Below are 23,646 nucleotides of genomic sequence, written 5' to 3' on the forward strand. Positions count from 1 at the left end.
AGATGTGTATAGAGACAGATCCCGGGGGCAGGTGGGGGACCGCCTGGCCCGACAACGTCGCATTCGGGTCGCCCTTCCAGTTGAAACCGTCGTTGAGGGGCACATACTGTTCGTCGCTCTCGCACAACGCCACCGTGGGCGCGCGCTTGCCGGGCACGGTCTCGCACGGAATGTTACGTGCCCCACGCACATTGAACTGGGAGTCCTGGGGCACTCGGCAGTACAGGTCACCGGGGGGCCGCGGTGGAGAATCTTCGAAGGTGGCGACGCGCTGTTGTTGGGCAGGCAGGAAGCCGGTGGTGCAAGGGGGTGGGAGATTGAGGTTGAGGTTGAAGCTCAGGTATTGGCCTTTGTAGTCCTGTTTCGTGTCCAGGTTGGCCAGGATGCCGGCTTGGTTGTTCTCGATGACCCGCGGGAAGACGACCAGCAGTTGTTCGACGTCGTTCTGATAGGTCAGCGCGACCTGGCCGACGGAGACCAGGTTGGCCATCAGGATCGGCAGGGCGGGTTGTAGCCGCTCGACGAGGTGTCGTGTTTGGGCGGCCGCCGGGCCGCCGGCGTCGATGACACCGGCGACGGCCTGGTCGTGATCGCGCACTTCTTCGGTCACCGTAGCCAGCTGTGTTGCCCACGCCTCGATCGCCTCGGAAGTGGCGGTCTGGGAATCCAACACAGGTTGGGCATCATCGATCAGCGTGGTCAGCGCGTCGAGGTTGGTGCGGGCATCGATGGCCAGCGTGGAGGTGCCTTTGACCAGCCGCGACAGTTCCGGGCCCAGTCCGCCCACGGCGGTGTAGGACTCGTCGATCACCGTCTTGAGATTGTCGCGCGGGATGGCCGCCAGACCAGTGTTGGCGGTGGCCAGCAGGGCGTTGATGTCGGGCGGAACCCAGGTGTCGGCCAGTTTGATCACGTCGCCGTTGCGCAGCGGCCGCGACGTGGCGTTACGCGGCAGCAGCAGCACGTAGGATTCGCCGATCGCCGACTGGCTGTGCACTTCGGCCTGCAGGTCTGAGGGAATGTCGATACCCGATTTCAGCGATAGCACCGCCTCGACGCCGGTGTCGGTCAGCTGCACCGATTCCACCCGGCCAACCTTGGTGCCGCGATAGGTGACGTTGCCGGATTCGTAGAGCCCGCCGGATTTGGGCAGCTCCATCGTCACCGTGTAGCGCCCGACACCGAACATCGTTGCCGGCAGGCTGACGAATTGCAGCATCAGCAACGCGACCGCGCCAACCGCGACCACGGTGAAGATGGTCAGCTGGATCCAGATCTTTCGGTTCAGGTGCACGCTAAGGCCCCTGGTCCCACCGGTACGCGACGGTCAGCGGATTCCCGAGATTGTTGGGTCCGCCCGCCGTGCAGGGGCTGGGGAACTGGCCGATGGTTCGGCCCCACTGCAGTTCGAGTTCGGTCAGATCGCACTCCCACCGGGTGCCGGTGAAGATGCTTTGGTCGATGCGGCTGAGCGTGAGGTCGATGATGGCGGTCAGATTCGCGTAGTCGCCGCGCTGGAAGTTCTCGAAGGTTTCATTGGGAAACGGAAACGTCAGAAGCAGGCTGAGGGCCCGCGTCATGCTGGTACCGGCGTTGGCCAGCGACTCGAACACCGGTCCGACGTCGCGCAACTCCTCGACCAGGTTGTCCTTGGTCTGATTGACGGTGTCCACGGTCAGGGCGCTGAACTCGCCGAGGCGATCAGCGGCTTCCACGAGGTTGTCGCGCTCGGCGTTGAGCACCTCGAGGGCGTCGGGGACGGTGGCCAGCGCACGGTCCAGCACGGGCTGCTGGTCAGCGAACGTGCCGACCAGCCGGTTGAGGCTGTCGGTGGCCGCGACGATGTCGCCGGTCTGCTCATTGAGGTGGGCGCTGAATTCGTCGAGTTGGCCAATCAAGCTGCGCACGTCGTGCTCGCGACCCCGCATCGCGGTGGTGAACGCCTCGGTGATGTCCTGAACCTGGCCCACCCCGCCGCCGTTGAGCACCATCGCCAACGCGGCCAGCGTCTGCTCGGTGCTCGGATAGGCGCCGGCACGGGCCAGCGGAATCAGCGAACCGTCATGCAGTTTGTCCTTCGGGGGTTCGGTTGTGGGAGGCGCAAGCTCGATGTGCAAGGAACCCAGCAGGCTGGTGGTACCGATCTTGGCCGTCGAGTTGGCCGGTAGGTCGACGTCGGCATTGAGTCGCATGGTCAGCAACGCATGCCAGCCCTGGCGTTCGATCTTGGTGACATGCCCGACCGCGACGTCGGCGACACGCACCCGCGAATTCGGTTGGATGTTGTTGACATCGGGCAGCTGCGCCTGGACCACAAACGAGTCCGGCCCCTTACCCTGCACACCAGGCAGCGGCAACGAATTGGGCCCCTGCCAACCACAACTTGCCGATACCGACACGATCGCCACCAGCAGCAGGCTGGCCGCCCTGCGACCCCGCCATCGCGATGTCATGAGCCGGCCTCGGGCGGGGTCATCATGCCGGGCAGGCCGTCGGTCGGATCGGTGGCAATCGCCGCTACGGGCCCCGTCTCGGCGGCGGGCGGAACGAAGTCGGGCCGCATCCAGTCCTCGCTGTAGGTGATCTCGTTGGGCCGGGCCTGGGTGCCGACGAAAAGGTTCTCGCCGATCGGCGGGAAGTTGTACTGGCGGTTCTTGATGATGGGCGCCATATATTGCGCGCACAGTTTGGCCGATTGCTCGCCGCCCAGTCGGGAGGCCGATTGGATCGCGCCGCACAGAAACGAAATCGGGTCGGCGAAGTTGTTGATGGCAAGCGCACCGGTGAGTGAACCGTTGGCGGGCTCGTAGAGGTTCGCGAAGTTCTGCAACACCGTCGGGGCGATGTGCAGCGTCTGCTTGATGTCATCGATGCTGTCGACCAGCGTGCCGGTGATCGACGCCATCTGGTCAGAGGCGGTGCCGATCGCCTCGGTGTGCTCGGCGGCGAACTCTCCGACATCGGCGACCACCGCGTTGAGATCCTCGGCGGCCTGGCCCACCTTGTCGGGGTCGTCGGCCAGCAGCGCGGTGACCGCGGCCAGGTTGTGGTTGAGCGCTTCGAGCAGATCGGCGCTGTCTCGCAGCGCCGACACCAGCGTCGAGAGGTTCTTGACGGTGGCGAACACGTCGGTGCTGTGATCGGCCAGCACCGACACCGTCTGGGACAGTTTGAGTATCGCGTCACGAATGGACGGTCCCTGCCCACGCACGTTGTCTGCGGCGGTGTTGATCAACGCACCCAGCGTGCTTACGCCGCCGGGCTGATCGGGTTTGAGCAGTTCGGTCACCCGCTCGAGTTGGACCCGCAGGTCGTCCCATTCCACCGGGACCGCGGTGCGATCCAGACCGATGACCGCCCCGTCGGCCATTGTCGGCCCGCCGCTGTAGGGCGGTGTCAGCTGAATGGCACGGGCCGTGACCAGCTGCGGCGACAGGATCGCGGCCTTGGCATCGGCGGGAACCCGGTACTTGGCGTCGATCCACATCGTGACCTTGGCCCGATGCGGCTCGGGTTCGATCTTTTCGACCTTGCCCACCGAAACCCCTCGGATGCGCACATGATCACCGGCGAACACCCCGGTGCTGTTCTCGAAGTAGGCCACCACGGTCATGCGGTCGGTCTGGGTGGGCAGGCGAACCGCGACGAACAGGCCCGCACCCAACAGCACGACCAGCACGCCGGCCACCACCACGCGCGGGTTCGACAGCCACCTGCTCATGGTTGGCCTCCGGGCTGCTGGGATGCCGGTGCCTCACCCGGTGCCGGCACATAGACCGGCGCGGGGGTCGGTTCGGGCGTGGCGGCCAACTCGGCCGGGGCCGGCGCGGGCGGGCCCGGCGGCGGGCCACCGGCGGCAGGCGCCGGCGGCGGTGGGCGGTGCGGGTAGCAGCCCGGGCCGGGCAACGCGATGCCCGCCGGCCCGCACGCTTGGTCGCCGGGGTTGCCCGTGATCGCTTCGGGCAGCTGCAGCCTCGGTTCGCCGCCCTGGCCGGTGCGCGGGTAGGGCATCGGCAACGCCGGGGTGCCGGGCTGGCCGGTTTGAGGATCGGTGCGCTTCGAGGGCAGCAAGGTCGCCGGGTCCAGCCCGAGGTCGGAGAACGCGGCATCGACGAACGGTTGCACAAACTGGCCGGGAAACAGGTTGGCGACATAGGCCTTGAAGAACGGGCCGGACGAAATCGACTCACCCAGCGACATCGCGTAGGTGTTGACCAGCTTGATCGCTTGGGCCACCCGCTCTTTGCGGTCATCGACGATCGCCAGCACCCCGTTGAGCTTGTCGAGCGCCGGCCGCAGCTGTGCGCGGTTCTCGGCGATGAACCCACCCAGCTGCCGGGAGACCGCCGAGATGTTGGCCCAGAGTTGATCCAACGCCGCGCTCTGTGTCCGCAGTTGTGCCAGCAGCGCATTGGTGTCACCCACCAAGCTCACGATCTGGTCGGTGCGGTTGGCCAGTACCCCGGTCGCTTGGGCCGCGTTGTCGAGCAGACGGCGCAGTTGATCATCGCGGGTGTTGAGCGTTTCGGCGAGCCGCGCAACCCCTGCCACCGCATCCTTGAGGTCTGGGGGCGTGTCGGAGAAGGTATGGGCCAACGTGGCCAGCGAGTCCGACAGCTGGTTGGTGTTCAGCCCGCTGATGGTGGTGGCCAAATCCCCCAGTGCATCGGGCAATTGATACGGCGAGACCGTACGCGCCAACGGAATGGTGCCGCGGAGCCGGTCGTCCCCGCGGGGAGTCACGTCGACGATCTTGGCGCCCAGCAGGCTCTTGGTCTTGATCGCGGCCTCGGTGCGGTCGCCGAGGCGAACATCCTCACCGATCATGAAGGTGACCAGCACGCCGGCCTCCTCCAGTTCGATTCCGGTGACGCTGCCCACCGGATAGCCCGAGACCTCAACGGCGGCACCGGTGTTCAACCCCCCAGCGTCGGCGAAATACGCCGAGTAGTGGGTGCCCGAATTGAGGAAGGGCAACTTCTGGTACTGCAGCGCCGCCAGCACCATCGCGCCGACGGTCACCATGCCGATGGTCCCGATCAGGATCGGGCTGCGCTCTGCAAAGGACTTCACTTGGGCGCGCACCGCCCGGTGCTCTGACCGGCCACCTTGACATACACCGGCTGTCCGCCTTTGCCGTTGAGCTTGAGCACGACATCACAGAAATAGAAGCTGAAGTAGTCGCCATACATCCCTTGGCGCACCAGTGCCTGGTACTTGTCGGGCAGCGTGTTGAGCAAGTTGTCCAGATAGTCGCGGTCCGCCACGGCGATCTCGGCCACCCGGTCGGTCTCATGCACCACCTTGCGGAACGGGGCGCGCGATTGCGCCAACAGGTCGGCGAGTGACCCGGTCGCGGCGTTGGTGTAGGCCACCGCGTTGGACACATCGGTGCGCCGTTGGGCCAGTCCGTCGATCAGCTCCGACAGCGATGACACCGCGGTGTCGAGCCGCTCGCTTTGTCCGCCCAGCGAGCCCAGGACGACATTGAGGTTGTCGATGACCTGCCCGATCAACACATCCCGGTCGGCCAACGTGTTGGTCACCGCCGCGGCCTGGGCCAGAAACGAGCCGAGGGCGGGTCCCTGCCCCTGGAACGCCTCGATCAACTGCGCACTGAGTGTGTTGACCTGGTCAGCGTCGAGCGCCCGAAACAGCGGCTTGAAACCGCCGATCACCGCATCAAGATCCAGCGCGGGTTCGGTGCGGGTCGGCGGGATCGTCTGTCCGGGATGCAGCGTCTTGACCCCGCCGGTGCCTTCCTCCAGTGCCAGGTAGCGGTCGCCGACCAGATTGTCATAGCGGATCACGGCCCGAGAACCCTCGGTCAACACGACCGACTTGTCGGCCGAAAACGCCACCCGCACCGTCGCATCCGGGTTGATGGAGATGTCGCCGACCTTGCCGACCTCCACCCCGGCGATCCGCACGATCGTGCCTTCCCGCATGTTGGAGACATTGGTGAACTCGGCGTAATAGGTGTTGCCCGCATCAAAGCGAAACTGTCCGAATGTCACCACGAGCAGGAATGCGACGAATGCACACGCGGTCAAGAAGATGGCCAGCCGCCAGATGACGCCCTTGAGGTCAGCCACGACTTTCGTCCTGTTCTTGTCGGGTATCAACGGTCACGGTCGCGGCGGCGATCACGGTGGACCCTGTCCATTCCCGTGGGGCTGCGCCGGGCCCGGCGCGGGCCCGGCCGGGGCGAGGCCCGGCCACAACGGCGTTCCACCCGGCCCGTACAGCGGCGCGCCGTAGGGCGGGGCTCCCGGGTAGGGCACCGGCCCGATCGCCGGGCCCGGAATGCATTGGCGGATGCTCGGCGCCTCGGGCACGGCGCGGGTCACCGGCAAGTAATTCGCCCAGCATGGATGTCCGATACCGGGATTGGGGCGAATGTCCACGCCGGCGCCCCAGCCGGTGTTGGTGACAAGATGGCGCACCGGGAAGTTCTTGGTGGCATCCGGAAGCGACCCGCAACCCGGCTTGCCGCCGGGTCCGCCCTTGGCCGCAACGACGGGCAGGTGCTGCGGGTACGCGTAGGGGTCGTTACCCAACAACAGCGCGACGTCGAGCTGCAGCGTGCGCCCATCACCACCCCACGCCGCATAGCCGCCGTTGTTCAAATACCACGTGGTGCCCTGCAAGAAGCACGTGTACACCGGGTTGTGGTGCAGCAGCAGACCGGTGGTGGGCTCGAGGACGTTGACCGCCTCGACGAGATCGTCCTTGCTTGCGCCCAGCAGGGTGGTGCCCGCGTCCGACAAGCCGATCACGTTCAACAACAACGCATCCAATGCGCCGGCGTGTTCGGTGATCGTGGTGCTGGTGGTACTGACGGCGTCCAGAATTGTCACGATGTCCTCGGCGACCGCACCATAGGTGTCGGTGAAGTCCGTCAGCGAAACCCAGTTCTGCCCAATAGTGTCGCTGCGCGCGTTGAGCGCCGACAACACCTGGTTCAGATCGGTGATCCCTTGGCCCATCCGCTCGCCCTGTCCGCGCACGCCCTCGGCAACCGCGGTCAACACCGCGTTCAGCTTCAGCGGGTCGACCATCTTGAGCAGCTCGACGACGTTCTCGAACACGGTGTTGATCTCGGTGCTGACCCGCTCCGCATGCAAGACCGCCCCGGCGGCCAACCGCTTGGGGCTCGGATCCGATGGCATCATCAGCTCAACGAACTTCGTGCCGAACGCGGTGGTCGCACTGATCTGGGCCCCCACATTGGCCGGGATGTAGCGGATCTGGTCGGGGTCGATCTCCAACCGCAGCCTGGTGGCGTCCGCATCGCTGCCGAGTTGGCTGACCCGGCCCACCCGCACCCCACGCAACATCACATCTGCGTCAGTCTCCATCACCAGCCCCGCCCGCTCCGAGGTCAACGTCACCGGCACGTACGACCGGAACGTGCCCCAAAACGCCGCGGCGGACCCGAACAAGAACAACGCGATCGCCAACAGCAATATCAGCGTCCACCACCCGGTGGAGATGCGGTGTGTCCCTGCCCTGCGGTTCATGCCACTAAGCCGCCAGGTGGAAGTCGCCGGACTGGCCATAGATCGCCAGCGTCATGACCAGGATCAACAACGACGCCACGACCATCGACGCCCGCACCGCCCGGCCCACAGCCTCTCCCACCCCGGCCGGCCCGCCGCTGGCCGTATAGCCGTAGTAGGTGCACATCAGCATGATCATCAGTGCCACCGCGGCCACCTCGGCCAACGACCACAACACATCGGTGGGGCTGAGGTAGGTGTAGAAGTAATGGTCATAGACACCGGATCCCTGCCCATAGACGGCGGTGGTGCCTAGCCGAGCGGCGAGGAAGGCCGTCATCAGCCCCACACAGAACAGCGGGACCGCCACGATCACTCCGGCCACCACCCGCGTCGACGCCAGGTAACTCACGGTGCGGATACCGATGGCCTCGAGCGCGTCGATCTCCTCGTTGATCCGCATCGCGCCCAACTGAGCCGTACTGCCGGCACCGATGGTCGCCGCCAGCGCCACCATCACCGTGCCCGGCTGGATTTCGCGGGTGTTGAAGAAGGCCGACGCGAACCCGGTCAGCGCCTCCACCCCCACCGAGGCCAACTGGTTGTAACCCTGCACCGCCACGATCGCCCCCGTGGTGATCGTCAGGAACGCGATAATTACGATCGTTCCACCGATCACCGCCAAAGCCCCACTGCCCAAACCCATCTGGGCGATCACTCGCAACAGCTCACTGCGGTACTTGACCACCGCATCGGGAATCCCGGCAAGCGTGGTGGCATAAAAGCGCGTCTGCTCTCCGAGTCGGTGCCACCCGCCCACCCCGGCCTTCGCGGTGCGCTGCAACCGTGGATGAAGCGCGCTCGGGACACTCAGCGACATCGCTTCACCTCACGACACCATGAACGGAACGCCGACGGCGGTCACGATGATGTTGGTCAGGAACAAGACGATGAACGCGAACACCACCGTTTCGTTCACCGCGCGACCCACCCCGGCCGGACCACCGCCCACCGACATGCCCTGATAGCAAGCGATCAGCCCGGCCGTCAGCCCGAAAAGGGTCGCCTTGATCATCGAGATGATGACGTCGGCCAAGCCGGTCAACGTGGTCAGACCGGCCACCCACGCGCCCGCCGAGACGTCCATGAGATACACCGAACACAGAAACGCGCCAACAAGACCCGTCACGATCAGCACCGAGTTCAGTGCCAGCGACACCGTTGTGGCCGCCAGCACCCGCGGAACAACCAAGGCCTGAATGGGGTCGATGCCCATCACCCGCAGCGCGTCGAGTTCCTCCCGAATGGTCCGCGCCCCCAGATCGGCGCACATGGCGGTGGCACCGGCGCCGGCGACGACCAACACCGTCACAATCGGACCGCTTTGGGACACAGTGAAAATCGCGGCACCCGTGCCGGAGAAATCGGCGGCTCCGATGTCGGACAACAAGACGTTGAACAGAAACCCTGAGATCACCGCCCATGGGATCGTCATCAGCAGTCCCGGAAGGGTCGACACCCGTGCTACGAACCAGCACTGGATCAGATATTCGCGCCACGCGAACGGCGGCCGGAACATCATCACGAGGGTGTCCATGGACATGGCGAAGAATCCACCGACCGCGCGCACGGGCTTGGCCATCGTCTGCGCGTCGATCACCATGGCGCCGTGCACCTCCCTCCGGGCAGGTCGATGTGGACGTGTGACATTGGCGAGGGTACGCGGTCCGTCACAGTTATGTCCATAGCCAATACGCCTTAAGAGCGCATCATGGAACATTAATTGACGCTCTAACAGTCACTTATCGCGAATCAAGTATCTTGTCGATATCGAACAATCTGCATGGCGCAGTCACGTCGGCAACACCTGGATGGCGCCCGACGGGCACAGTCCGACGGCGAGCCGGACCCGTGCTTGCTCGTCGTCGGGCACCGCCGCGCAAGCGAGCACGACGACACCACCTTCGTCCTGATCGAAGAACTCGCCAGCGGTCATCACGCACATCCCTGCGGACATGCAGATTTCCCGGTCGGCGGTGATTCTCATCGGCTGAACGCCTCCTGGCTCAGGGCGGAGTTCATGAAGTCGCGGAAATGCAGCCAGCGCCCGCGACGGAGCGTGATGATGTGCGCGAACTCGGACTGCCATTCGTACCCGGTGTCGAGCCTGCGGAAGCGCTGCCGGCCCCACACCGCGAGGTCGTCACCCTGTGCGATGAACTTCCACGGTTCCATCTCGACGATCTCGATGGTCTGCCCGACCCTGGTGAAGAACGTCATCGCCTCCGCGATCCCTTGGTAATCACCGGCATACGGGATCGCCTCGGTGCCGTAGTACGTGATGCGGACATCTGGATCGAGGTGCCGCAGCGCGGTGTTCAGGTCTCCCGCGGGTACTGCGGCGTAGATGGCCTTCGTCGTCTCGATGTTACGTGCCTCTTCGGTGATGGCGGTCATGACAGGCGAAGGGGCAGACGGACATACGCGTGCGTCAGCAGGCTGGCGGTCTGCTTCGTGCCGGGGTCGTCGCTCAACGCGATGTGCTGATAACGGTCGAGCACCCCGTTGAGCATCGCCGTCACTTCCAGCCGGGCCAGCGAGGAACCGAGGCAGAAATGCAGCCCGTGACCGAATGAGAGCTGTCTGCGCAGATTCGGGCGATCGATGTCCAGCCGCGACGGATCGGGAAATACCGCTGGATCGCGATTGGCCGAACCGAAGAACAGCGCCACCCAGTCCCCCGCGCGGATCAGCTTGCCCCCCACCTCCACATCACGGGTGGTGATCCGGAACAGGCGTTGCGGCGGCCCGTCGAGCCGCATCGTCTCTTCGATGAAGACAGTCAGCAGCGCCCGGTCGGCGCGAATGCGCGCGGCGATCTCGGGTTCGCGCGCGAGGGCATGTAACAGGTTGCCGATGAGGAAGGTCGTGGTCTCGCTGCCCGCGACCACCAGCGTGACGCAGAATCGGACGATCTCCTCCGGTGTCAGCCGCTGACCGTCCACCTCGGCGCGTAACAGCGCCGAGATGAGGTCCTCGGCGTCGTCGATGTCTTCGCTCGTCCCCTGCTGGGCCACCCGTGCGGTGTGGTCGGCCAGCCGGGCGGCGAACGTCGCGACCATCTCCTCGTTGCTTGCCATGCGCTCCTCCGGGGTCAGCGCCGAGGACAACATGAATGCGTTGGCCCATCGCCTGAACCGGACGTGGTCGCCTTCGGGCAGACCCAGCAGGCGCACCATGGCCCTGGTGGGGATTTCGGCGGCGAACGTCATCACGTCGACCTCACCCTCGCCGAGATCGGAGAGCAGTTGCGGGATCAACCCGTTGAGCCAGGTTTCCAGCCGCTTGACGCGTCGCGGAGAGAACGCCTGCCCGACCAACTTTCGTTCTACTTCGTGCTTGGGCGGGTCCGTGTTGACCAGCATCAGGCTGGGCGCGGACGAGGCCTCCTGCAGCGGGTCCCGCGACGAAAATGTGGCACTGTCGCGCGCCGCCTCGAAGATCTGGTCGTAGCGGAAAAGCGCCCAGGCGGTGACGGGTTCGTCCGCACCCGGCACGGTGCCCGGCGGCCAGTCCCGGTAGCCCGGGACCGGTGAGTGGGCCCGCAGCTGGTCGTATAGCGGATACGGGTCGGCGATGCCCTGTGGCGTCGTCAACAGCTCGAGCGCCGAAATGGTGGTAGATGACATGTCCATCAGCCTCGGCCAGCCGCGGCAGCAAAGCGATCCCCCGTTGGGGAGTACTCCCACTCCCGTACGAGGGCAATTTGCGGTTCTGACCGCAACGCAGCCGCCGCCGGAGGACAGTGGGCACCATGATCATGGCCGGCGGCGCACCCGAGTCCGACTCGGCCGAGTCGTTGACCGGCCATCCTGGCTGGGCGTCACGCCCGGCCAGGGAAAGCGAGGCCGCTCGCCGCTACCGGGAGACATTTTCCGATTGGGGTGTCGACCCCACCGATGATCCGATGGCCGTGGTGTCGGAAGCCATCGACAGCAAGGCCACCGAGGTGCGAAATGCGTTGGAAGCGTGCGGTGACGACGAGGCGCTCCTAGCGCTCGAATCGGTGCTCGATCTGTGCGCGCTCGAACGAGAGTTGATCGAGGACGGTGCGAGACGGCGCACCTTCGCGCTGTTGCAGGTGCAGGAGGGCTTGAGCAAGCTGCGCGTGGTCGACGACGTCGCGACGATCGTCGACCGGGCGCCACTGGAATTGGTGGAGTCATGCGGGTTCGATCGCGCGGTGCTGTTCCGCGTGCACGAGGGCCGGATGTTCATGGAATCGGCGTACTTCGGCGAGGACCGCGAGGGCGCCGAGAAGATGGTTGCGTTCGCCCAGTCAGTGGCGCCTCCGCTCAATCACATGCTGTTGGAGACGCAGATGATCCGCCGCCACGCGCCGGCGATCGTGCGCGACGCCCGCAACGACCCCCGCGTCAACAGGCCGATCGTCGACTTCTCGATGACCCATTCCTACGTTGCGGCGCCGGTCATGCCGACCGGCAAGGTGATCGGCTTCCTCCATGCCGACCGGTTGTACTCCGGCCGGATGGTCGACGAGATCGACCGCGACACGGTGTGGGCGTTCGCGGAGGGCTTCGGCTACGCCTACGAGCGCACCGTTCTGTTGGAAAGGATGCGCCGCCAGCACGCGGAGGTACGCAACGCATTGGCGTCAGCGGACGAAGCGGCACGTGCGTTACAGGACGCGGATTTGGACTTGCGCAAGATCGAGCCGCTGGAGCGCAGCCCCGCGGCGCGATCGTTGGCCGAGGTCCAGACGAGGGTGATGGCGATGCTGACGCGCCGCGAGGTCGAGGTGCTTCGGCTGATGGCGGCCGGTCGCACGAACCAACAGATTGCCGATGAGCTGGTGATTTCGGCCGGCACGGTGAAGTCCCACGTGAAGAGGGTGCTGCGAAAGCTGCACGCGACCAACCGTGCCGAGGCGGCATCGGCCTATGTGCGCCTGGCCAGCGTGCCCAAAGTCGGCTGACGCAAGGCCTTTCGGTAATCCGGTGCGTCCGGGGTCGATACACTACGCAAACCGCTTGGCATCTATGTCTATCATCGGTATCACTTCGCATGACTGTTCAAGACCCAAAAAGCTTGTGACGACTTGCTTTGTAAATTAGCAAGTCCTCTGACGATACTGTTAGTATGCGGTAGACGCGGGGCGGGCTCGAAGGAGGTCTCGATGACCGACACTGCACAGGCAACGGAAACGCTTGTTCGCGACTTTCTCGGCGCATGGACCACAAGGGATCTCGACACGATCTGTTCGGCCTTCGCCGACGATGCCGTCTACCACAACGTGCCGGTGGACCCGGTTGCCGGCATCACCGACATCCGGGCGATCTTTCAGGCGTTCCTTGACGCCTTCGCCGAGGCCAAGCTGGACATCGTCTCGCTCGCCGCCGCGCCCGGTCTGGCACTCGTCGAACGGGTCGACTACTTCACGCTCAACGACGGCGGCAAGGTCGAATTGCCCGTGACGGGTGTGTTCGAGACGGCGAACGGCAGCATCACCCGCTTCAGTGACTATTTCGACCTCGCAGACTTCGAACGCCAAAGCGGGTTCAAGCTGTAGCAGTGTCACGATAGGCACTTCTGGCAGGATTCGAGGTGGTCCGGATCGTGCAGGTCGTGAAACGGAAGGGGGCGAGACATGGAGCCGGTCGCGGGCGCGGTCAAGCGCCGCCCGAAGGATCGCAAGAAGCAGATCCTGCAGCAAGCCGTGCGGCTCTTCACCGAGCGCGGTTTCCACTCGGTGCGCTTGGAGGAGATCGCAGAGGCGGCGGGTGTCACCGCCCGTGCCCTGTACCGCCACTATGAGAACAAGCAGGCGCTGCTCGCCGCCGCGATCATCACCGCGCAGGACGAGTATCAGAGCGTGCGCCGGCCGCTGGGCCGGGAATCGGACGCGACCGATCAGCCGCTGAGCGACGAGCTACCGGATCTCATCGCCGCCGCCGTAGCCACCCGCGCCCTCACCGTATTGTGGCAGCGCGAGGCGCGCTATCTCAACGACGGCGACCGCGCAGAGGTACGCAGCAGGATCAACGCCATCGTGGCGGGCATGCAGGCCGGTGTCCGCCTAGAAGTGCCCGAATTGAGCGGCCGGCACTCCGAACTGCGCGCCTGGGCGGTGTCCAGCACGCTGACCAGCCTTGGCAGGCACTCACTCACGTTGCCACGGGAGGAGCTGAAAGACGTTCTCTATCAGGCCTGTATGGCTGCGGCGAGGACGCCTCCGGTCAGCGACCTTTCGCCCACCACGGTGCAGCGGCATGATGAACGCGCGTTGTTCTCCCGACACGAGACGCTGTTGGCCGCGGGCGCGCGGCTGTTTCGGGCTCAGGGCTACCAAGCCGTCAGCACGAGCGAGATCGGGAAGTCGGTCGGCATCGCGGGACCGGGTCTGTACCGGTCGTTCTCCTCGAAACAGGCCATCCTGGACACCCTGATCCACCGTCTCGAAGAATGGTGGACCCTCGAATGCGTCCGCGCGCTGCGGGCCGACGGTGACGACGCCGAGAGCCTGCGCCGACTCGTCGCGGGGCGGGTCCGCATCAGCCTGGACGATCCGAATCTGGTGGCGGTCTCGATCACCGAGCTGGCCCACGCCTCCGATGAGGTTCGGGACGGCTATTCCAGGAGCCAGGCGGATCGAGAGGCGGTGTGGAGTGAACTCATCCGCAAACTGGTACCCGAAACCACCGTCGCACAGGCACGCCTACTGGTGGCGGCCGCCGACAGCTTCGTCGACGACGTTTCTCGCACATGGCATCTCACGCGCTATTCCGGCGTGGCCGAGGAGATCACCGCGCTCGCACTGTCGATTCTGACCAGCAGGCGCTGACGTCCGTCGAGCCCATTGCATCGAAGCGGCTCACGCGCGGATCGGCCGGGTTTGGTGGGCGGCCGCAGACGACGGCATGACAGCCTTGAGCGCAATCGATGGGCGCATCAGCGATGTGGGTGCGCGTGGAGATGCATGACATCGATGAACTCCCGCGCGACGCCGGCGTCCCGCCAGGTCATCTCCGTCACCTTACCGAGATTCCAACTCGCCGCCATCGACACCAACCTGCCGCCACCATTCGCAGACACCGCACCGTAGTCCTCCACGGTCGAGGTGAACCAGCACTCGTCGAGGAATCGACTATAAGCCCGGTGAAAGCGCCTGGAAAGGCCCTCAATTCGGGACGGCGCCACCGCGTCCCGTTGCTCGCTCAGACATCTGTCCAGGATGGTCGTGCCGATGGCACCGTGCGACATGCCCTGTGCGTACAGGGGGTTCAGCGAGGTGTTCGCGTCGCCGACGACGACGAAACCTTCCGGTAGCGACGTCAGCTTGTCGTAGTGGCGGCGGAGATTGGCCGGGAACCGCCACCGGTGCACCTCCTCCAGACAGGTCGCCTCGCGCAGCGCCTCGTACAGACCCGGTACCGGCAATCCTTTCGCCCATTCGAGGAAGCTTTCGAGGTCTCCTCCGGCGTAGTCACCCTGCCAGCCGAGCAGCGTCACGATCCATCGGCGACCCTCGGTGGGGAGCAGTGCCGCGGTTCGGGTGGCAGGCGGCGGAGTGAATCAACATCCCCTTCCAATCACGAAACTCATCACCTGGACTGAAAAGTGTTGTGGAGTACCCGATATCGACCTTCAGCTCGCTGACTTCCGGCGACCCGAATCCCATCGCAGACAGGTGTCGGGGCGTCTCGGAGTTGCGACCGCTCGCGTCGATCACCAGGTCTGCGTCCAGTGTCGTCCCGCCGGCGAGTTCCACTCCGGTGATCCGCTTGCCAGTGGCTTGGTAGCCGGTCACCTTGGTGTTTTGCAGCAGCGTCACGTTCGGCAGCTGAAGAAGCCGCTCGCGAAGGTGGAACTCCAGAAAGCCCCGGGTCTGGCACAACATCGTCAGGCCGCTGTCGAAGCGTTTCTTCCAGCCACCGGAGTGGTACCAACAGATGTCGTTGGCCATGTCCACCTCAACCGAGCCCTTGCCGAGCAGGTCGGTGGTCACCGGGAAAATAGTGGTTGAACACGTTCTGTCCGCCGCGCAGCAGATGGCCGTGGTGGGATTGCGGCGCACCCTTACGCCACGTCGGGCCATCCGGAAGGCGGTCTCGGTCAATGGTCGTGACCCTGTCGAAATGGCGCGCGGCCACGGCCGATGCAACCAGGCCCGTGGTGCTTGCACCGATCACAACGGCATGTCGGCCCTCGAAGCTGCCGAACCGGACCGCGTCTTTCGCATTCATGGTCGAAAGTGTGCGACCGGCGCGGCATCACCGTCTTGGATGCTCTTGCGCTGTTCTCGGTGCAGGCTTGCTCGGGACTAAGCGCTCGAAGGCGCTCGACGCAGCTCCGCCGGCGTCGCGTCGAAGGCCCGCTTGAACGATTTGGTCAGCGGTGGCTCCTGGGCCTCGTCTACACGGTCTCCGGAGAAGCGGCTGCCGCGGTTGCGGCCGGCGGGGTACCCGAGGATCCGGTCGTGGCGTTGCGCTATGGGCCGCTCTGTTTGGCCGACGGGGCGCGGCTGTCGGCTGCGTTCGTCTATCCCGAAGCGATGCCGGAATGGTTCACCGGCGACGATCTGGACTTCTATGCCAACGAGTTCGAGTACGCCGGCCTCTCCGGTGGGCTGGCGTTCTATCACAACGTCGATGCGGGATGGCAGGTACTGGAGGACGTCGCGAACGAACCGCTGACGCCGCCCGCGATGTTCATCGGCGGTAAATACGACATCGCCACGGTATGGGGAGCCGAGGCGATGGGACGGGCGGACGAGAAATTGTCTGTCTATCGTGGAGGCTGGGTGATCTCCTCCGCAGGTCACTGGATTCAGCAGGAGTGTCATTGGGGGAACGAATCGACTCCTGCTCGAATTTCTCGGTCAACTGTTCACTGCCGCAACGTGAATGAGGGATCCGGTCACCACAGGGCGGCGACGGTGCCACCGTCGACGAGCTGTGCCGTGCCGTTGACCATCGACGCGTCATCCGACAGTAGGAACGCAACCACGCCGGCCATCTCCTGCGGTCCGGCCATCCGGCCCTGCAGCCGGCCGATCATGGTGTCCGCCCCGCCTTCGCCGAGCACCTCGTCGAACGTCGTCATCGCGGTCCGCTGCATCGGAGTGTCGACGAACGCCGGCAGCACCGCGTTGGATCGGACTCCGACCGACCGTAATTCGGCCGCCGTGATGCGGCTCAGATGGATGATTCCCGCCTTCGACATGCCGTATGCCGCCGTGCCCGCCGCAGCGACCACGCCACCCAGCGACGACATGTTGACGATGGCTCCCCCGCCGCGTTCGATCATCTTCGGCGCGGCGTGCTTGGTGCACAACCACGCACCGCGCAGGTTGATCCGGACAACGCGGTCAAAATCCTCGACCGTGGTGTCGAGCACCGACGCGAAGTGCACCACACCGGCATTGGCGACCAGCTTGTCGACGCCTCCGAACGCAGCCGTGCAGGCGGCGACCATGGCGATCACCTGCCGCTCGTCGCTGACATCGGCAGTATGCGCGACCGCGCCGGACCCGATCGTCGCCGCTGCCCTCTCGGCGGACGAGCCGTCGATGTCGGCGCACAGCACGCGAGCGCCCTCGGCGGCGAGTCGTTCGGCGATGGCGAGGCCGATGCCCGCGCCCGCACCGGTCACGATCGCGGCCTTTCCGGCGAGGTCTGGATGTGTCATCGAATCACCTCGGGTCGTGTCGCCACCCTGCCATTTCACCCCGCGACCCGTAGCCCGTGCTCGCGAATCGCGCCGAAGATCACCAAACCGAATCCCGGTGCGTCGTCGGAAAGCCGGACGGTGTAGACGCCCAGATCGCGCAGAATCCACGCTACCGTCTGTGAGATCGCTTCCGAATCGAACTCTTCGGTGTTCGTCAGGCCGCAGGCGCGCATCGGACCGGGCGGGCGCAAATAGATGACGACCCCGCCGGCTTGCGCCCTCATATCGCTGCGCGCGCGGTCCAGATCGGTACCGCATCGGCAGGCGGTCGAACCGAAGACATCTGATGTCAGACACTCGACGTGGACGTGCAGCGGTACCGGCACCCCGGCGCCGACATCACCGATGATGATCACCAGGTGCTCACCGTCGCCGTGCGCGTCACGGAACCCGATGGCACGGAACGCGCTGCCCCCGTTCGGCAGCACTGTCTCGGCCATTCGCACGACCTGGGGCTCGACGCGCCGTCGATAGCTGACGAGCTCCGCGACGGAGACGACGGCCAACCCGTGTTCGAAGGCGAATTCGAGCAGTTCGCCACCTCGCGCCATCGCGGTGGGCCGGTGGCGGGACACGATGTCGCACATCCCCGCGGCCTCTGGCCGGCCTGCGAGGCGGGCGAGGTCGAGGGCTGCCTCGGCAGGACCCGGCCGTCCCAGCACGCCGTCTGGAGCCACCTCGACCGGAACCACGTGCCCGGGCCGGCGAAAGTCCGATACCTCAGAGCTTTTCGCCGCCAGCGCGGTGATTGTCGCCGCCCGGTCGGTCGCCGATATCCCGGTGCCGGTACCTTGCCAGTCGACCGCCACCCGATGGGCGCCCGTATCGGAGTGGGTGTCGCCGCGGTGGCAGATCGGCGGCAGGTTCAGCCGCTCGCATTCGGCGGTCGGCAGCGCGACCCTGACATAGCCCGAGGAATGCCGGACCGTGAAGGCCAGTAACTGGGGCGTGGCCGCTTCGGCGGCGAAAGCGAGATATCCCTCATGGTCGTTCTCCGGGCCCATCGTGATGACCACGGGGCGCCCGACGCCCACTGCCGTGATTGCGCGACGGACCCTGGTGTCGGTCGTCTTCATATCTGCTCCTGTAAGTTCGCACGGGCGATCCGGTGAAACCGGCTGCCGTGAAACACAAGTGGCGGCATGGCGGCATCCGCGTCCAAGGCACAGACCTCGAGAACCGCGATCGTGTGATCACCTGCTCGTAGCTCGCTGCGTAGTCGGCAGTCCAGCCAGGCACTGGCCCTCGACACGACCACCGCTCCGGTCGCCAGCTCCCTCCAGGGCACACCGGCGAACCGGTCACCGTCTTTGCGCGAGAGACTGCGGCATGCATCGCCGTGGTCCTCGGCCAGCACACTGAGGCCCAGCCGCGCGACCTTTTTCAACCGTGGCCACGTCCTGGAGTCGTTTTGGATACAGATCGAGACGAGCGGCGGTTCGACCGAAACCGACGTGAACGAACTCGCCGCCATCCCCACCGGCTCTCCGTCGACCATCGCGCACACGGCGGTCACCCCGGACGGGTAGCAGCCGTATACCCGTCGCAGTTCGGCGCCGTCAATGGGTGGGGGGTGCAGTTCCACTAGTGCAGCCCCGCCAGGAAATCGAGCAGCAGCCGGTTGGTTTCCTTGGGCTCTTCTTGTTGGATCCAGTGCCCGACATCGGAAATCATGTGGGTGCCGCAGTAATTGGGCATCACCTCGTGGGCCCGTTCGGCCGCCTCGGCGCCCCATGTCGTCCCGACGTCGTACTCGCCCCCGATGAACAGCGCCGGCGGGGTCAGCGGCGTGCCGTCCTGCTCGGCGAGGTCGCACCAGTCGTTGTCGATGTTGTGGTAGAAGCTCAACGGCCCGCCGAACCCGGATCGTTCGAACTCTGCGGTGTAGAAGTCGAGATCGGCATCGGTGAACCAGTCCGGCATCGTTTCCGGGTAGATGAACGCGTCCTTCAGGCGCGCCCCTTCCGGTAGGCACAACGGACCGGAGCGGATCACCTCGACGGGATCCATCGACGCCAGATCCACGCCAGCGGCCACCGCCGCCTGGGTGGCCGCGATCATTCCCTGACCCGACACGGTATAGGTCAGGCCGAGCAGCCAGCCGCGGAGATCCTCTTCGATCTCGGCGATGATGGCATCTTGTTCGGAGAAGTAATCCTGGTACCACAGCTTCCCGGGACCGGCCAGCTCGAGGTGGTAATCGTTGGGCCTGCGCTCACCGAATGGGCTACCGGGCAGGCCGATCACCCCACGGCCGGCGAACGGAACACTGATGCCGACGACGCCGCGGCACCTCTCCGGATGCAACCAGGCCGACGTCCACGCCACCGGGGCGCCCCAGTCGTGGCCGACGACGACCGCCTGCTTCTCGCCGTAGGCGTCGATGACACCCACGATGTCGGCGACCAATTCCTTGATGCGGTACGCCTTTTGCACCCGGTACTTCGACGAGCGCCCGTAGCCACGCTGGTCGATCGCCACCACCCGGTATCCCGCGTTGGCCAGCGCGGGAACCTGGTGGCGCCACGAGTACCACGACTCCGGGAAGCCGTGCACCAGGATCACCAGCGGTCCCTCACCCTGCTCCACGGCGTGGATGCGGGTTCCGCGGCAGTCGAGCAACCGATGGATTGGCGACAGCTGCGATATCTGCGACATGTGCGTCCCTTCTCTAGCGGGAATGGCTTGCGACGAAATCGACTGCCGGGTCCTCGGATCGCTCCAGATGGTCGGGAGGCGGGATGGTGCGGTTCTGGTAGTTGCGGGCTATCAATGTCTGCTGGCCCGAGAGCCTGGTCCGCGCCCACTTGCCCAGGACCCGCCCGGCCACCCTCGGCGACATCAACGCCGCGGGTGGCTTGACCAAATGGACGACCGCCAAGAATTCCCGGTAGGCGTCTGGGTCGTCGTGAACGAGTTCCATCACCCGGTCCATGTACCAGGTCAGCGCGCGGAAGTAGAACGGGCGCTTCTTGGTCACATCTTTCACCCAGTCGAACCGAAGGTTCTGCTCCCTGATCACGAACCACGCCGTATCGGCCAGCTTTGCGATCCGGCGGTAGTACCGCCGTGGCAGCTCAGGATCACCCGGACCGTGGTTGGCGAGGAGCGTCTGCATCTCGCGGACTTCCTTGAGCGCCAGCGTCATACCAAGCCCCGATACCGGGTCGGCGCTGGTGTAGGCGTCGCCTACCGCCAGCAGCCCGCGCGGCAGGTTGCGCTTCTTCTCGTAACGCAGCCTCAACATGTTCGGATAGCGGAAGTTGTAGATCTGCGACGCCGGCGCCAGCCCGTCGATGTTCTCGCCGACAACCGGTGAGGGCATCAAATCGGCGAATCGGCGGAACTCCTCGGCGGTCCGTGGTGGCGAATAGCAGTTGTAGGCAACGAGTGTGGTGGACAGGATCGTGCGCGAGCTGTCGGTGTAGTACTGCGCCGCGTAGGTGTCCTCGTACGGTCGGTACGCGTAGCAGATCATCATCACCCTGTCCCGCCACTGTCGTTCAGGTGGCACCCGGTGGTGCATGGTCGAGTAGAAGCAGTTGATGATGTCCTGTTCGACCTCGGGCGCCCCAATCCCCACCTGGTCGAGGAACTCTGGGACACGGGTGTTCTTGCCCGAGGCGTCCACCACGAATTCGGCCGGTATGACCTCTAATTCACCACGCCTGTCCACCGCGACCCCGATCACGGTGTTGGCGGCGCTGTCGTAGACCAGATCGGCGACCTCTGCCTCGTAGTGGAAGTCGACGCGCGGTTCGTCGTCCAACCGACGGCGCACGCACCACTCGAGCAACGGACGACCGGCGCAGACGATCTGGATGTCGCCGGTTCCCGGCTTCTTCCAGGTGCCGCCCAGGCGGATGCGGTACTGGGCGGCCATATCGACGTCGAATGCGCCTTCGCGCACCATATCGTCGATGATGCCGGGAAAGATGCGCTCCAACTCGATGCGTCCCGCGGTGAGCAGATGGTGCAGGTGCCAGCCCTGCGCCGCGCCCGGCCGGCCCTCGCGGCGGCGGTGCGGGTCATCCTTCTCCAGCACGATCACCCGCTCGAAGAACTCGGTCAGCATCTTGGCGGCGGTGATGCCAGCAATGCTGCCCCCGATGACCACGGCGGTGCCGCTGCCGCGCCGCCGCACGTCGGCCATGTCGACATCGGCATAGTCCAGCCGCAGCGGGGCCCGCCGCCGCGCGGCACCGCTCGGCACAAACTTCTCGTAGTAGAGGCCGACGCGATGAATATTGCGTTCGTCCAGCCAATTCCGGACCGCCTCGACCATCCCGGCCGGGCCGCACAGGTACACGTCGGCATCGCCGCCGCCGAACATGGCGTCGTCCAGCAGGTCGGTCACCAGCCCCACCGGCCCGGACCAGTGGGCGTCCGGACGCGACACGATGGTGTGCACATGCAAGTCGGGGATCAGACGCTGCAGTCGGTCGAGTTCGTCGAGTTTGCAGAGGTCCGCGACGTCGGTCACCCCGTACAGCAGGTGGACGGGCTGACCGGCATTGTGCGCCATGCTCTGCGCCATCGCCAGGATCGCCGACAACCCGGTGCCACCGGCGACCAGCACCACCGGCCGCTGCACCGGCCTCAGATGGAAGCTGCCCTTGCTGCCCCGCAGCGCGATTCGGTCGCCCGGCTTCGCCCGGTCGCGCAGGTAGTCCGACATCACCCCGCTAGGGAGCAACCTGATGATGAACTCGAGTTCATCGCACCCGCCGGCGGGGTGCGCGTAGGAGTAGTTGCGCCATGCCCCGCTGCCGGGGACCTGCAACTGCGCGAACTGGCCGGCCTTGAACGTCAGCGGCGGCATACCCGAAACATCCAGCCGCAGAAGTGCCGTGGTGGACGAGACCAGTTCTACCCCGATCACCGTCGCGTGCCCCGTCACCAAGCTGGCCGCGTTGCCGTCCATCGGATACTGCAGTTCGATCAGGCATTCGGAGTTGGCGAAAGTCTGACAGGTCAATACCTTTCGTGCGTCGCGTTCGACCTCGGACAGTCCCTCGGTACGGCCCATCTCGTAATCACCCGACCGGCAGGTGGCCACGCAGGTGCCGCAGATCCCGCTCTGGCACTCGTTGACGATTGCGATGCCGTTTTCTTCGGCCGCCTCCAGAATGGACTGGTCGGGCTGCGCCGTCATCGTCTTGCACGTTCCATCCGAATACCGGACGGTGATCTTCTGCGCCTCCATCGGGATGTCCTTCGGTTGAGCGCTAGGCGATGGCGACCGTGGACTTCTTGGCGATGCGAGCGTTGAGCTTGGGCATGACCTCCTCGGCAAGCAGCCGCATCGACTCCTTCCACGGTCCAGGGTTGTCGCTGTAATCGCAGCCGAGAATCAGCAGGTGACCGAACCCCCCGACCTGGTCATAGGTGGCCTCCAGCTTGTCGACCACCGTCTCGACGGAGCCGACCACAAAAGTGTTCTCCGCCAGGTATTCCGGTGTTACGTCCTCATCGGGAACCGAGGGGTTGTGCTTGTAGTACTTGGTCATGCCGAACATCCGGAACGTCGGCAGGACGTACTCGCGCATGAAGCGGCCGATCATGCCGTCGACGGCGTAACGGAAAGCCTGTTCGTCGGTTTCGGCGACGACGACCTCGCGCACCAGTCGCCAGTCGCGGCGGTCCGGAGTGCGGCCACTGCGCGCGGCACCCTCGAGCACGGCGTCCCAGTGCGTCGCGACGTACTCGGTGTTCAGATCGAGGCTCATCGGGAGATAGCCGCGCTCACCGGCAAGCTTGAGCGTTTCGGAGCCGGCGCTGAATCCGGTGACCCCGATCGGCGGGTGAGGCGCCTGGAAGGGCTTGATGTGCCGATGCATCAGGCCTTCGAACATCGGGGCGATCCCGTTGGCATTCCAGTACTTTCCGCGGTACTCCCACGGGTCGTCCTCAGTCCAGACCTTGAGCATGATCTCGAGTGCTTCCCGGGTCATCTCGCGGTGCTCACCGTTCTGCCCGTCGACATCGAACAGCGCCCAGTCGCCGGGGATGCCGCTGGCACCCACCCCGAGCATGAAGCGGCCTTGGGCGAGGTGGTCGAAATAGGCCACGCGGTGGGCCAGCTCCACCGGATGGTGGTACGGAAGCAGATGGGCGCCGGGCGCCAGCTTGATCGACTTCGTCCGCAGTAGCGCCTGAGCCAGCAGCAGGTCCGGTGCGCAGATCGGCTCCCAGGGCACGGTGAAATGCTCGCCGACCCACGCCTCGACGTAACCCAGTTCGTCGGCGAGTTGGATCAGCTCGAGATCCCACTGGGTTGCGTCGTACAGGCTGCGCTCCGGCGGGTGCGCCGGCATCAGGAAAAGTCCCAGTTCCATCTTCAACCCTCTCGGTAGTGGTCGCTCGTCCGACGGCTTGCTGCGATGTGCACCAC

Annotated in this window: 23 protein-coding genes and 1 pseudogene; 4 read left to right on the forward strand and 20 right to left on the reverse strand. The window is 65.4% G+C overall.

The window, feature by feature from the left end:
* The 11 genes from CEX87_RS12820 to CEX87_RS12870 form a co-directional block, all read right to left on the reverse strand.
* On the reverse strand, positions 1 to 1,294 hold a 1,294-nt coding region (locus CEX87_RS12820; RefSeq protein ID WP_099459191.1), incomplete at its 3' end, for an MCE family protein.
* A gap of 1 nt (position 1,295) precedes the next feature.
* Positions 1,296 to 2,453, reverse strand: coding sequence for a virulence factor Mce family protein (locus tag CEX87_RS12825; protein WP_064400054.1), 1,158 nt, complete (start codon positions 2,451 to 2,453; stop codon positions 1,296 to 1,298).
* Positions 2,450 to 3,721: a virulence factor Mce family protein gene (locus CEX87_RS12830; protein WP_094287618.1), complete on the reverse strand. Its 1,272-nt coding sequence runs from the start codon at positions 3,719 to 3,721 to the stop codon at positions 2,450 to 2,452. The genes CEX87_RS12825 and CEX87_RS12830 overlap by 4 nt, the downstream gene beginning before the upstream one ends.
* Positions 3,718 to 5,073 carry a virulence factor Mce family protein gene (locus tag CEX87_RS12835; protein WP_094287716.1) on the reverse strand — a complete coding sequence of 452 codons (1,356 nt, stop codon included), beginning with the start codon at positions 5,071 to 5,073 and terminating at the stop codon, positions 3,718 to 3,720. Before CEX87_RS12835 ends, CEX87_RS12830 begins: the two co-directional genes overlap by 4 nt.
* Positions 5,070 to 6,095: a virulence factor Mce family protein gene (locus CEX87_RS12840; RefSeq protein ID WP_198957217.1), complete on the reverse strand. Its 1,026-nt coding sequence runs from the start codon at positions 6,093 to 6,095 to the stop codon at positions 5,070 to 5,072. The genes CEX87_RS12835 and CEX87_RS12840 overlap by 4 nt, the downstream gene beginning before the upstream one ends.
* A 51-nt stretch (positions 6,096 to 6,146) precedes the next feature.
* Entirely contained in the window at positions 6,147 to 7,523 is a 1,377-nt protein-coding gene (locus tag CEX87_RS12845; RefSeq protein WP_094287620.1) for an MCE family protein, read from the reverse strand.
* Between the two features lie 4 nt (positions 7,524 to 7,527).
* Positions 7,528 to 8,382: an ABC transporter permease gene (locus CEX87_RS12850; RefSeq protein ID WP_064400058.1), complete on the reverse strand. Its 855-nt coding sequence runs from the start codon at positions 8,380 to 8,382 to the stop codon at positions 7,528 to 7,530.
* Between the two features lie 9 nt (positions 8,383 to 8,391).
* Positions 8,392 to 9,165, reverse strand: coding sequence for an MlaE family ABC transporter permease (locus CEX87_RS12855; RefSeq protein ID WP_064400193.1), 774 nt, complete (start codon positions 9,163 to 9,165; stop codon positions 8,392 to 8,394).
* A gap of 189 nt (positions 9,166 to 9,354) precedes the next feature.
* Positions 9,355 to 9,549 (reverse strand): ferredoxin, encoded by a 195-nt coding sequence (locus CEX87_RS12860; protein ID WP_094287622.1) that lies wholly within the window; start codon positions 9,547 to 9,549, stop codon positions 9,355 to 9,357.
* Entirely contained in the window at positions 9,546 to 9,959 is a 414-nt protein-coding gene (locus CEX87_RS12865; protein ID WP_064400060.1) for a nuclear transport factor 2 family protein, read from the reverse strand. The genes CEX87_RS12860 and CEX87_RS12865 overlap by 4 nt, the downstream gene beginning before the upstream one ends.
* A complete protein-coding gene (locus CEX87_RS12870) occupies positions 9,956 to 11,191 on the reverse strand; it encodes a cytochrome P450 (protein ID WP_064400194.1) in 1,236 nt (411 codons plus the stop codon). Before CEX87_RS12870 ends, CEX87_RS12865 begins: the two co-directional genes overlap by 4 nt.
* A gap of 125 nt (positions 11,192 to 11,316) precedes the next feature.
* On the opposite strand from CEX87_RS12870, the gene CEX87_RS12875 reads away from it, so the two are divergent.
* The 3 genes from CEX87_RS12875 to CEX87_RS12885 all read left to right on the forward strand — a co-directional run bounded on the left by CEX87_RS12875 (position 11,317) and on the right by CEX87_RS12885 (position 14,364).
* Positions 11,317 to 12,498 carry a LuxR C-terminal-related transcriptional regulator gene (locus CEX87_RS12875; protein WP_064400195.1) on the forward strand — a complete coding sequence of 394 codons (1,182 nt, stop codon included), beginning with the start codon at positions 11,317 to 11,319 and terminating at the stop codon, positions 12,496 to 12,498.
* Between the two features lie 201 nt (positions 12,499 to 12,699).
* Positions 12,700 to 13,092, forward strand: a complete 393-nt coding sequence (locus CEX87_RS12880; protein WP_064400061.1) for a limonene-1,2-epoxide hydrolase family protein — start codon at positions 12,700 to 12,702, stop codon at positions 13,090 to 13,092.
* Positions 13,093 to 13,170: 78 nt separating this feature from the next.
* Complete coding sequence (locus tag CEX87_RS12885) at positions 13,171 to 14,364, forward strand: TetR/AcrR family transcriptional regulator (protein WP_064400062.1); 1,194 nt, start codon at positions 13,171 to 13,173, stop codon at positions 14,362 to 14,364.
* Between the two features lie 107 nt (positions 14,365 to 14,471).
* Here CEX87_RS12885 and CEX87_RS12890 read toward each other — a convergent pair whose 3' ends face one another.
* The 3 genes from CEX87_RS12890 to CEX87_RS27225 are packed head-to-tail and all read right to left on the reverse strand — an operon-like array spanning position 14,472 to position 15,766.
* The gene (locus tag CEX87_RS12890) at positions 14,472 to 15,032 is read right to left on the reverse strand and encodes a hypothetical protein (protein WP_094287624.1); all 561 of its coding nucleotides are present in this window, start codon (positions 15,030 to 15,032) and stop codon (positions 14,472 to 14,474) included.
* Positions 15,007 to 15,528, reverse strand: coding sequence for an FAD-dependent oxidoreductase (locus CEX87_RS12895; RefSeq protein ID WP_064400064.1), 522 nt, complete (start codon positions 15,526 to 15,528; stop codon positions 15,007 to 15,009). The genes CEX87_RS12890 and CEX87_RS12895 overlap by 26 nt, the downstream gene beginning before the upstream one ends.
* Positions 15,494 to 15,766, reverse strand: coding sequence for a hypothetical protein (locus tag CEX87_RS27225; protein WP_064400065.1), 273 nt, complete (start codon positions 15,764 to 15,766; stop codon positions 15,494 to 15,496). Before CEX87_RS27225 ends, CEX87_RS12895 begins: the two co-directional genes overlap by 35 nt.
* 152 nt (positions 15,767 to 15,918) lie before the next feature.
* Here CEX87_RS27225 and CEX87_RS27905 point away from each other — a divergent pair.
* Positions 15,919 to 16,426 (forward strand): annotated as a pseudogene (locus CEX87_RS27905) (alpha/beta fold hydrolase); the annotation flags it as partial.
* 13 nt (positions 16,427 to 16,439) lie between these two features.
* Here CEX87_RS27905 and CEX87_RS12910 read toward each other — a convergent pair.
* The 6 genes from CEX87_RS12910 to CEX87_RS12935 are packed head-to-tail and all read right to left on the reverse strand — an operon-like array spanning position 16,440 to position 23,590.
* Positions 16,440 to 17,210, reverse strand: coding sequence for a glucose 1-dehydrogenase (locus CEX87_RS12910; RefSeq protein ID WP_064400196.1), 771 nt, complete (start codon positions 17,208 to 17,210; stop codon positions 16,440 to 16,442).
* Positions 17,211 to 17,245: 35 nt separating this feature from the next.
* Complete coding sequence (locus tag CEX87_RS12915) at positions 17,246 to 18,328, reverse strand: 3,4-dihydroxy-2-butanone-4-phosphate synthase (RefSeq protein ID WP_064400067.1); 1,083 nt, start codon at positions 18,326 to 18,328, stop codon at positions 17,246 to 17,248.
* Positions 18,325 to 18,837: a flavin reductase family protein gene (locus CEX87_RS12920; RefSeq protein ID WP_094287626.1), complete on the reverse strand. Its 513-nt coding sequence runs from the start codon at positions 18,835 to 18,837 to the stop codon at positions 18,325 to 18,327. Before CEX87_RS12920 ends, CEX87_RS12915 begins: the two co-directional genes overlap by 4 nt.
* Complete coding sequence (locus tag CEX87_RS12925; RefSeq protein WP_094287717.1) at positions 18,837 to 19,892, reverse strand: alpha/beta fold hydrolase; 1,056 nt, start codon at positions 19,890 to 19,892, stop codon at positions 18,837 to 18,839. The genes CEX87_RS12920 and CEX87_RS12925 overlap by 1 nt, the downstream gene beginning before the upstream one ends.
* 31 nt (positions 19,893 to 19,923) lie before the next feature.
* A complete protein-coding gene (locus CEX87_RS12930; protein WP_064400070.1) occupies positions 19,924 to 22,458 on the reverse strand; it encodes an FAD-binding oxidoreductase in 2,535 nt (844 codons plus the stop codon).
* Positions 22,459 to 22,480: 22 nt separating this feature from the next.
* Positions 22,481 to 23,590, reverse strand: coding sequence for an LLM class flavin-dependent oxidoreductase (locus tag CEX87_RS12935; RefSeq protein ID WP_064400071.1), 1,110 nt, complete (start codon positions 23,588 to 23,590; stop codon positions 22,481 to 22,483).
* Between the last annotated feature and the right edge of the window lie 56 nt (positions 23,591 to 23,646).

This window comes from Mycobacterium lehmannii (assembly GCF_002245535.1).
Taxonomy (GTDB): Bacteria; Actinomycetota; Actinomycetes; order Mycobacteriales; family Mycobacteriaceae; genus Mycobacterium; species Mycobacterium lehmannii.